The sequence below is a fragment of the Gluconobacter sp. DsW_056 genome, from assembly GCF_002153595.1.
Classification (GTDB): domain Bacteria; phylum Pseudomonadota; class Alphaproteobacteria; order Acetobacterales; family Acetobacteraceae; genus Gluconobacter; species Gluconobacter albidus.
Map to the genome: position 1 here is coordinate 1 of NZ_JOPF01000039.1, position 6,924 is coordinate 6,924.

Genomic DNA, 6,924 nt, shown 5'->3' on the forward strand with positions numbered 1-6,924 from the left:
CGCCGCACCTGCCCAGGACGGCGGGCGCCCACTTCCGCGCGGGCGTAATGACGTAACGGCGTCATTACGTGGATACGTCCTTACGTGGTTACGTCATTATGGGGTTGCGTAATGACGTAACGCCATTATAGAAGGTCTTCATATCAAGGGAGAGATATAGATAAATGCCAATCCTAACTATTGCCTCCTTTAAGGGAGGGCCCGGAAAAACCACCCTATGTCAAATAATCTCCGCGCGTTGCGCAGCAGACGGTCTCGCAGTCGCTGTCATTGACGCCGACCCGACTAAGGCAATGTCGGACTGGCATAGCAACACTTACGAAGGAAAGCCCTTTACGTGCGTGGCGGAAACTTCTGAGCGCTCCATTGCTGATCTCGCTTTGGGGCTAGACGACACCTCTGACCTTGTCTTGATCGACACTGCAGGCTTTGGAAACTTGGCCGGAGCAGTAGCGATGACCGTGGCAGACCAGATCCTCGTTCCGTTGACCGCTGGCGCAGCCGATTTGAACCAAGCTGAAGAGACGATCAAGCAGGCGAAGGGCCTTGCGTCGGCAGCGCGGCGCAAAATCGAGGTTCGCGCGATAATGAACCGCCTCTCTCGCACAAACCTTACAAAGCACGCTGAACAGGAGCTGCGCGACGCAGGTATTCCCACCTTGAAGGCGTCAGTCTCACATCGCACAGCGTTCGGAGAAATTTCCTACTCGGGTACCATTCCGGCTAAAGGTGCGGCAGCCGACGAAGTAACCGCTCTTATAGCCGAGTTGAAGGCGATTGGCTGGATTCCGGAACGCACTAAAGCCCTGAAAGGGGAGGGTATCTAATGGCGCTTAAACCTCGAAAAAGACCGGATGCCAGCGAAATCACTGCTGCAGCCCTTGGCAGGGTCAGCACTGACGGTGGAAAATCGGTGCCAGTACCAAAGACCCGAGCAGACCAGGCACTCGAGACCGCTCGCAGCGTAAACCCGCGGCTTCCGCCAGCGGAGGTCGTCCCAGAGGACAAAGCCGTCAACCACAACATGCGTGTGCGGACGAGCACTCTCCGGGCTTTGGGGAAAGCCGCAGAAGAGCACGGTATGACCGTGAAGCAGTTTATTATGCGAGCTGTTGCGGACAAAGGAGTTGCTGTCGCGCCAACAGATCTCGAGAATGGGAAAATAACCCCCTGGCGCGATCGCTAGGCTGGTTTTCGCGTGAGAAGCCGAGGTTTTACCGGGGGAGGGGACTGATGAAGAATGAGTCCTTCGTCTGTGACCTCTATTTTTGCATCTGGATAAACGGCTAGCGCCAAAGCCAGCGGCTTCTGCCATTTCGCCTTGAAGTGATACAGTTCTTTATAACTAGGGCCGAACTGCGCCTTCAGTGCCGCCCATGTTACAAGACGTTTTTGGGTTAGAACATGGAGCCGGTATGCCAACCATATATATACGTCCAGCGCAGCCGAATTATTAGCGATGGCCCTAACAGCCGCTTCTTGAACGGGGACAGGGTGCTTACGAAGCTGCTCAAAATATCCTTCTGAAAGCTTTGCTACTTCGAGATAACTCTTGTCACTATGCGCTCCGCCTTCAGAAACGAAAAGTGCTCCATCAACAATGGCCTGATTTACGAGAGCGCTTGTTCCCGTTTCATTGTTATGGATGTGGAAGCTCAGGCGACATCTGCTAATGCGTTCGGCTTGGTCTCGGACTGAGCGTGCTGAAGAGCCACTAGGCTGAATACCTATCCGCTTAATCCACTGCCGAAGACTTTTACCTAATTCAATTTCTCGAGAGTTCGTCCTTATCGCTTCAGTTTGCAGGAAAAGTAGAATTAGCCGAGCATGCGCCCCAAAGGGTACGCCTACATGCTCTAATTCATCTGAATTTGGGATAGGCTTTATCCCAGGCTGAATGATTAGCTTTACGCGATCCGAGGACATTTGCCACGCTTCATGGGCGGGCAATCGTCTGTGAGGTAAAGCGCATTGAGCCCACCCTGAGTAAATGAAACCTAGGCCGTTCTCTTCATCAGCCATGTATGCTGATGCGGCTTCGACTACGTCTCGATCTAAACCTAAGGCTAGGACGCCTTGCTTACCTTGAGCTTCTAAAAGCTTATGGATAGTCGTCACACTGCTAGCCCTTGAGCATCCTCATAGAGTTTTTATTGCACACCATCGCATGAATGGAGGTGTGTGTTTTGGTGAGGAATAGAGGTTTGTGGTGTGTGTTTTGGTGAGAGGCATGGTTTTTGCAGATAACCGTAGCCGAAAGCCCGCTTCTAACGCTGCGCCTCCCCAAGCGTGATAGAAAAGTGTGTGTGCTTTGGTGAGCGTTTTCCCAAAACTGCGATATTTAGTGGCTCGTCGGGCTAAACGACCGCTTTTGTGTGATTTGGTGAGACGAACTATTTCTTATTAGTGATTCTATTATTAGTTTCCTCACCAAAACACACGTAGCAACATCAAAAAGTCGCTGTTTCCCGTGCCCACCTTCTCACCAGAACACACGCTATCATCACCAAAACGCCTGACTGGGTTGGGAGAAGGCTCTTTTCGTCCTCACCAAAACACACACATAGGGTCAAATTTAGAACCGACTTCGCCCTGGATGCTTGGTCATGGCGTCCTCGACCTCGATATATTTCTCCACCACGCCGAAGGTCTGGTGGCGCGAGAAACGCTTGAGCGCGACAAGATCCGTGCCGTCACGAGCTCCTGTGGTGATCGCTCCGCGTCGCAGGCTGTGCCCGCTGAAATCCCCGGTCAGTCCTGCATCCGTGCACCGTTTCTGAATGATGCGGGCCACAGACCGGTCAGACAGCGCCTCAGTGCCCATGGAGGGCAGAGCAGGGGGCTTGCCGGGCTCGGACGTTGGCGGTAGCCATACGCGCCGGAAAACAGGTCCTTTGGCTTCGTTCAGTCTGGCTGCGCGTAACCAGGCCTCGTAAGCGCGGACCGGGCAGAGACCGGTAATCCCCCTCGGGATCGCCACTTCGACACCCTGACTGGTACGATCGCCCTTTGAGCGGTCCAGCCGGATCCTCATCCCGTCATCATCCAGCGCCACGTTCTCCAGACACAGCGCCGCCACTTCGGACCGCCGCAGCGCGCCGGCAAAGCCGAGCAGAAGAATAGCCTTGTCGCGGATCCCCACGAGTTCGGTAGTCTCGATCTGTTCGATAACATCGCCCAGCAGATCCCAGGTCAGCCCTTTGACCTGACGGGATGTGCTTCCCGTCGACGTCCTGCGAATGCCCGCAACAGTTTCGGAGACCAGAGCATGAGAGGTCGGGACGGGAACCTGGGCGATATGGTGCAGATAGCGCAGTGCGGCGCGGTGCAGGTCGACCGTTGCGGGTCGCTTCTTCTGCAGCGCAAGATCAGCCAGGTAGGCAGCAACATCCTCGCTGCGGGCGGGTAGGGCAGGGAGTCCATGTCCTGCTGCCCATGCGCACCAGGAGCGCACGGCCGAGCGATAGGTCCGGCGTGTGTTCACGGCCTTCGCCGCCCGGGAATAGGTCTTCGAGGCGCGCTCCGCCGTCAACAGCGTCCCGTCATAGTCAGGGAGGGCCTCATCGGTCAGGGCGTCGAACCACTGCAGGACGGCGGAAGACTGCTGACCCAGAGGAGAGGCCAGAGGAACCAGCGTGACGGCCTGAGAACCAGTTTTGCGTCGCTTGGCCGCTTTCGGCTTGAACCAGGCCACGAAGACAGGATCGGGTTCAAGATCCAGAGCGATTGCCAGATCGTGCCCGGAGGGCAGAGTGGTCACATGGGCACTGGCAATCGCCAAGGCGTCTTCAGCCGTCTCCACCGTGGTCGACAGGATCGTGTCCTCGGCAAATTCGTTGTGCCGGTATTCGATGCCGCGAATGACCAGAGACAGGCGAGGGGAGAAGCGGCCGGTCGAAAGAAGGGCGACTGCTTCTGTCAGATCGCCGGCAGGAAGCTGTTGTCGGGTCTTCCGGTCCAGCCGGTCGAGGAGGGCCTCACGGGCTGCGTCTGCCGAGCCTGCAATGTAAATATGGCTGAGCATAAAAGCCTCCGTGAAACCTGAACCCGGCTCCTGATAGCACGAAGCCGGGGCAGGGCGGAGAGAAGAACAAACACTGACCAACGCAGACCGGAAATGTGTTAACAAAGCCTGAATGCCGATCCGACCGGAACTGAAAGCGCTGTATCCTTCAAACTGGCCTGAGCTGAGCCGAAAGGTCAGGTTCGAGCGGGCAGGGGGGATCTGTCAGCGCTGCGGTCGGCCGCATGGGCTTCACCTTCAGGTGCTGCCGGGAGGTCGATGGAAGCATCCGGACACGGGGCACTGGTTCAATGGCCGAGGTAGGCGGATCTCGCCTCCGGACCTGATCGAGCTTCTACAGGCGCGCCAGACTAAAGTGTCTCTGGCTGCAGCTCATCTGAATCATGATCCCACCAGCAACCGGCTGCGCAATCTGCGCGCGCTCTGCCAGCGCTGTCACCTCCTGCATGACCGGATGTATCATCTGGCCCAACGACGGCTGACGCTGCGTCGGCGTCTGGCGCTCGGGGATCTGTTCGAAGGGCACTATCGGGCCGGGATCACACGCCTGGGGCTATAGATACTCTGATCGGCACATGATCCGGCGTTCTGAGCATCAGATCAGGCGGCGGCCTCGAACGTGACGTTCGCGCTCGCGAGGCGAGGATACCTGACCTCTATCGCTCACCGATTAGATGTTCGATGTGCGTGGCGTGCCTGACTTTAACGCCAACGCGGCTCTGCGCCTGCTGCACGAATTTCCGGTTGCGCTCGCGAGCCAGTGTCTCTCCGTCCTTGATGGGCACAACACTGTAGGTTCGGATGGCCCAGGAGATGTCGCACTGCCAGTCGGTATGGCGGCTGCGCGTATGCCACTGCTTCATGGCCTGGTCTCCACACCGGGCTGCCTCGGAGCGGCTCCAGCCATTCACCTCTGTCATCCAGGCCAAAGCGGCATCCTGTCCGCCCTCGGTCATGGTCTTTCCCCAATGACGCACGCCATGGCAGTCAGGGCAGAGGGAAATCACCCCTTTGAGGGTCTGGATCCGACGCTCGTCGTCATACGCCCATCCTTCGTCAGCCTCGACCGGCCATCGAGGTCCTCGTCCTCCGCATACGCGGCAACGGGACCCGGATCGCGCATAGGCCTCCTTCCGGATCCGGTTCCAGTCTTCGGGCGCCAGGAAGGCGCGCAGATTAAAGCCCCACAGAGCCTGCGGCACCATCCACGGACGGATGTAAGGAGGCTTGCGATCCGGCCTATACCGGTAAGGGACGAAAGGCAGGAGAGCGTCGAGCTTGTCCCGCTGTGCCATCCAGCACTTTTGCTCCCCGTTGAACGTGGCACCGCCCCGCGCTGCCTCCTTACGGCGCTCAAACGGGACGCACAGAGGAATAAGTGTCGTCAAGGCAGTCACCATAAAAGATGCGGCCACGCGGCCGTCGTGGAAAGAGAAGGTCTCGAGGCGCTCGGGATATAATCCGTCAATGCTGGCGGGACGACCCCGGATCATTTTGCCGGCTCGGGGCTGCGCTCGTGTTTCCCTCAGTTACGCCCGCAGAACTGTCCTTCGGTCCCTGTCTTTCTAACGAGACTATGCGACTGCGCGCCTCCGCCATAAGACGCTTTACGCGCGCGACGGCTAAAGCTCCACCATGCTCCATCGTGTTCATCAGCGTTCTCCGTTCAGAATGTCAGCTTCGGGTCGGGCATCTGCCCTGTGACGGACCCTAGCTGGACTATTTGTGAGTGCAGACCGGGAGAGCCCGATTTCTGTGGCACTACCTGCCTCGAAGTAGTAATGTATCTACATAAAAAGCAGGAGGCTCCCGAGGTGACTGTCACTACATTTTCCAGTCGTGAGTTCAACCAGGACACGTCCCGGGCGAAAAAGGCTGCCGTTGAGGGACCTGTTTTCATCACCGACCGCGGTAAGCCGGCCCATGTTCTGTTAAGCATCGACGACTATCGTCGGCTGACGCACCAGCCGCGCAAGATCGCGGATGCACTGGCTCTGCCTGGCGCGGAAAATATCGAGTTCGATCCGGCGCCCATGGCCCTCGGCCTTCGTCCTGCGGACTTTGACTGATGTATCTGTTGGACACGAACGTCGTTTCCGAATTGCGAAAAGTGCGGGCGGGCAGGGCAGACCCCAATGTCGCCAGCTGGGCAGAGCAGGTGGAAGCCGAGACCCTGTTCCTGTCTGCCATCACGGTCATGGAGCTGGATGTCGGCGTCATGCGGATCGAGCGCAGGGATCCCGCCCAGGGAAGCGTTCTGCGGAACTGGCTGGAGAACTATGTGCTCCCGGAATTTTCGAAGCGGGTGCTTTCCGTCGATCTGGCGGTTGCCCGCCGCTGCGCTCAACTGCACGTTCCAGATCCGGGTTCAGAGCGCGATACCCTCATCGCCGCGACCGGCCTGGTGCATGGCCTGACTGTCGTGACACGGAACACGAATGACTTCCGGCATTCCGGAGTGTCACTCCTCGATCCATGGAAAGCACAGCATGACTAATCCCCGGCAAGACTGCGGCATAGCCGATTGTGAAGCCCTGTTCGTCAAGGGACTAAGGCAGTTCGTGGACACTTGCGCGTACATCAATGCCGCGCGTCCAGGACGAAACGCACGACGCCCGCTGGATAGTAACGATGCATCGTCTTGCAGCGAGCGCCGCTGAGGCAGCGGGAGGGATCGAAGAACTGTTTGTTGATGCGCTTGTCTGATGATTTTAGTTTTTTGGCGCTTTGATTGAGGGTTTCCGGGGTGACTTTCGCTCTGCGTTTTGAGCAGATCGCGGCCCATCGCCAGTGGGAGAACTACGCGCTCGCGTTCAATCTTTCGAGGAAGAGGAAGCGGCGCATATTATAGACGATATTGGCAAGGCCGATCCTCATGGTGGCCCGGGTGATACCGACAG

Annotated in this window: 7 protein-coding genes; 4 read left to right on the forward strand and 3 right to left on the reverse strand. The window is 57.7% G+C overall.

Features of this window, described 5'->3' with window-relative positions; genetic code table 11:
* The first annotated feature begins 164 nt into the window (after positions 1–164).
* Positions 165–827: a ParA family protein gene (locus tag HK22_RS14800; protein ID WP_086649812.1), complete on the forward strand. Its 663-nt coding sequence runs from the start codon at positions 165–167 to the stop codon at positions 825–827.
* A 355-nt stretch (positions 828–1,182) separates the two neighbouring features.
* Here HK22_RS14800 and HK22_RS14810 read toward each other — a convergent pair whose 3' ends face one another.
* The gene (locus HK22_RS14810; RefSeq protein WP_086649813.1) at positions 1,183–2,118 is read right to left on the reverse strand and encodes a replication protein RepA; all 936 of its coding nucleotides are present in this window, start codon (positions 2,116–2,118) and stop codon (positions 1,183–1,185) included.
* Between the two features lie 457 nt (positions 2,119–2,575).
* The gene (locus tag HK22_RS14815) at positions 2,576–4,024 is read right to left on the reverse strand and encodes a site-specific integrase (RefSeq protein ID WP_086649814.1); all 1,449 of its coding nucleotides are present in this window, start codon (positions 4,022–4,024) and stop codon (positions 2,576–2,578) included.
* 112 nt (positions 4,025–4,136) lie between these two features.
* Here HK22_RS14815 and HK22_RS14820 point away from each other — a divergent pair, with 112 nt between their 5' ends.
* A complete protein-coding gene (locus HK22_RS14820; RefSeq protein ID WP_086649815.1) occupies positions 4,137–4,583 on the forward strand; it encodes a hypothetical protein in 447 nt (148 codons plus the stop codon).
* Between the two features lie 97 nt (positions 4,584–4,680).
* Here the strand turns inward: HK22_RS14820 and HK22_RS14825 are convergent, their stop codons facing one another.
* A complete protein-coding gene (locus HK22_RS14825; RefSeq protein ID WP_086649818.1) occupies positions 4,681–5,319 on the reverse strand; it encodes a hypothetical protein in 639 nt (212 codons plus the stop codon).
* A 519-nt stretch (positions 5,320–5,838) separates the two neighbouring features.
* On the opposite strand from HK22_RS14825, the gene HK22_RS14830 reads away from it, so the two are divergent.
* Together HK22_RS14830 and HK22_RS14835 are read left to right on the forward strand one after the other, a co-directional pair.
* Positions 5,839–6,093 carry a type II toxin-antitoxin system Phd/YefM family antitoxin gene (locus HK22_RS14830; protein WP_086649816.1) on the forward strand — a complete coding sequence of 85 codons (255 nt, stop codon included), beginning with the start codon at positions 5,839–5,841 and terminating at the stop codon, positions 6,091–6,093.
* A complete protein-coding gene (locus HK22_RS14835; RefSeq protein ID WP_086649817.1) occupies positions 6,093–6,521 on the forward strand; it encodes a type II toxin-antitoxin system VapC family toxin in 429 nt (142 codons plus the stop codon). The genes HK22_RS14830 and HK22_RS14835 overlap by 1 nt, the downstream gene beginning before the upstream one ends.
* Positions 6,522–6,924 lie beyond the last annotated feature (403 nt).

Excerpts from the sequence above, each read along its gene's own strand:
- HK22_RS14815 (WP_086649814.1), bottom strand. The coding sequence starts at position 4,024 with ATGCTCAGCCATATTTACATTGCAGGCTCGGCAGACGCAGCCCGTGAG.
- HK22_RS14835 (WP_086649817.1), top strand. The coding sequence starts at position 6,093 with ATGTATCTGTTGGACACGAACGTCGTTTCCGAATTGCGAAAAGTGCGG.
- HK22_RS14800 (WP_086649812.1), top strand. The coding sequence starts at position 165 with ATGCCAATCCTAACTATTGCCTCCTTTAAGGGAGGGCCCGGAAAAACC.
- HK22_RS14820 (WP_086649815.1), top strand. The coding sequence starts at position 4,137 with ATGCCGATCCGACCGGAACTGAAAGCGCTGTATCCTTCAAACTGGCCT.
- HK22_RS14825 (WP_086649818.1), bottom strand. The coding sequence starts at position 5,319 with ATGGCACAGCGGGACAAGCTCGACGCTCTCCTGCCTTTCGTCCCTTAC.